Source organism: candidate division KSB1 bacterium, from assembly GCA_022562085.1.
Taxonomy (GTDB): domain Bacteria; phylum Zhuqueibacterota; class Zhuqueibacteria; order Oceanimicrobiales; family Oceanimicrobiaceae; genus Oceanimicrobium.
Genome location: JADFPY010000481.1, coordinates 1 through 2,287 on the forward strand (window position 1 = coordinate 1; position 2,287 = coordinate 2,287).

Genomic DNA, 2,287 nt, shown 5'->3' on the forward strand with positions numbered 1-2,287 from the left:
TTTTTTGAAATGAGCCACTCGACCGGCATGTCCTCATTAAAATCAGGATCGCCCAAGTAGTGCGCTCGATCCGCAAAGCCCTTTCGCATTGATTCCGCTACCAAATGGATGTAAGCGGCCGAGTTGTGCCCCAACTCTGTGAGTTCGTAGCCTTCCAAAATATTCAGCATGATGGACAACGTGATGCCTCCCGAACTGGGCGGCGGCATTCCCGTAATCGTGTACCCCCGATAAGTTATTTCGATCGGCTTGCGAATGACCGGTTGATAAGCTGCCAAATCCTTGTTAGTAATCAAACCGCCGTTTGCCTGCATATCCGATGCAATCAATTCGGCGGTTTTCCCTTTGTAAAATCCGTCCCTGCCTTTTTTAGAAATTCGTTTTAAGGTTTCTGCCAAATCTTTTTGCTTAAAGATTTCGCCGGGCTGAAACGGGCTGCCATCTTTTTTCAAAAATTTCTTGGCGGAGGCCGGATATTTTTCAAATCTTTCCTTATTGGCCACTAAATCTCGATGAAACGCATAGGAAACCGGAAAGCCCTTTTCGGCTAATTTAATCGCCGGTTTTATCACGTCTTTTAATTTCATCGTGCCGTATTTCTCGAGGGCCAATGTGAGTCCGGCCACGGTTCCCGGCACGCCAATTGCAAAATAGCTGTTGTGATTCAAACCTTTAATCAGCTCGCCATTTTCATCCAGATACATTTTTTCGTGCGCGGCCAATGGGGCTTTTTCGCGATAGTCGATTGCCGTTGTGCTGCCGTCTGCAAACCGGATGACCATGAAACCGCCGCCGCCGATATTCCCTGCGGCGGGATGCACAACTGCCAGCGCAAACCCGGTTGCAACTGCTGCGTCAACCGCATTTCCGCCTTTTTTGAGAATTTGCACCCCTACCTCAGAGGCGATTCTGTTTGTAGAGACGACCAAGCCGTTTCTGGCATAGACTGGCCATTTTTCGGCGTAAACGAAGTCACAATTAAATAGGAAAATGCTGAGGAAAGTTAAGATCAGAAAACATTTCAAAAGTTTTTTCATGTGTTGTTGTCGCCTCTTTTGTTAAAAAACCGGATGTGTGAAATTTATCCAGAAAATTTTACTTTACAATCTCCAATAATTCGACCTCAAAAATCAATGTTGCGTTCGGACCAATTGTCGGCGGACTCCCGCGCTGCCCATACGCCAGATTCGAAGGAATAAACACGCGGTATTTGCTGCCAACGTTCATCAGCTGCAGGACTTCGGTCCAGCCTTTAATCACGCCGGTGACGGCGAATGTTGCCGGCGTGCCTCTTTTATAAGAGCTGTCGAATTCAGTGCCGTCAATCAAAGTGCCGGCATAGTGCACCTTCACTCGATCCGTTTTTTGTGGTTTAGCGCCGCTGCCTTCTTTCATGACTTCGTATTGTAAGCCGCTGGCAGTGGTCGTGACACCTGCTTTTTTCTTATTCTCCGCCAGAAAAGTCTCTCCTTCTTTCAAATGTTTCTCCCCAAGTTTTGTTGACTTTTCATTCGCTTTCGTCCTCAGCAAAGTAGTGAACTCGCTACGAAATCGCTTGATCTCAGCCGCGGTTAACAGGGGAGTTCTGCTTTCAAGTGTATCCTTTACCCCCTGAATAAAAGCCGCATAGTCGATCTCCTCTGCCGCTGGTTTTAAACGGGCGCCAATGTTGGCACCTAAAGCATAAGACATCTTTTCCGACTTGGTAGTCAATTCGGTTTTTTCGGTTTCCTGAGCGCATGATGAGAATGAGAGACACAAAACCACGGTTAGAATCCATAGGGAAATCTGTTTCATTTGAAACTCCTTTCTATTATCAATTATTGTTTAACTTTCTAATACGGGATGCTTTAAATGGAAATCGGTCGCATCCTGGTAGGCTTTGGCGACGGCTAAAGTTTCGGCCTCTCCGAAGAGCTTACCCATAAAAGTGATGCTCGTTGGCGTTCCTTTCTCAGTAAATCCATTGGGTAAAACAATGGCTGGGTGTCCGGTGAGATTGGTCATGGCTAAATTGCTGCCACCGTAAGAAGGAATCAGATAAACATCCACTTCAGACATGAGTTCGGCCATCTTTTCCATCAGCATAGTTCTGGCACGATTCGCCTGGATGTATTCCACTGCGGGAATCATCCGAGCTTTACGGAAGGAATTTGGCCAGGCATTCTTTATCTGACGCACAAGAAGCTCATCTTTGTTGCTGCGTGTGAGCTCATCGAAAGCCGCTGCAGCTTCTGCGCCGAGAATGAAGGAGAGCGCCCGGACGGGAAATTCGGGTAATTCAATT

Annotated in this window: 3 protein-coding genes; all 3 read right to left on the reverse strand. The window is 47.0% G+C overall.

What is annotated here, in order from left to right:
- The coding region (ggt, locus tag IH879_22510) for a gamma-glutamyltransferase (protein MCH7677701.1) at positions 1–1,037 on the reverse strand (1,037 nt) is incomplete at its 3' end.
- A 58-nt stretch (positions 1,038–1,095) separates the two neighbouring features.
- Complete coding sequence (locus IH879_22515; protein MCH7677702.1) at positions 1,096–1,797, reverse strand: FKBP-type peptidyl-prolyl cis-trans isomerase; 702 nt, start codon at positions 1,795–1,797, stop codon at positions 1,096–1,098.
- A 30-nt stretch (positions 1,798–1,827) separates the two neighbouring features.
- Positions 1,828–2,287 (reverse strand): amidase (locus IH879_22520; GenBank protein ID MCH7677703.1); only part of this gene is annotated, 460 nt, incomplete at its 5' end.

Coding starts and splice junctions, on each gene's coding strand:
- IH879_22515 (MCH7677702.1), bottom strand. CDS start 1,797: ATGAAACAGATTTCCCTATGGATTCTAACCGTGGTTTTGTGTCTCTCA.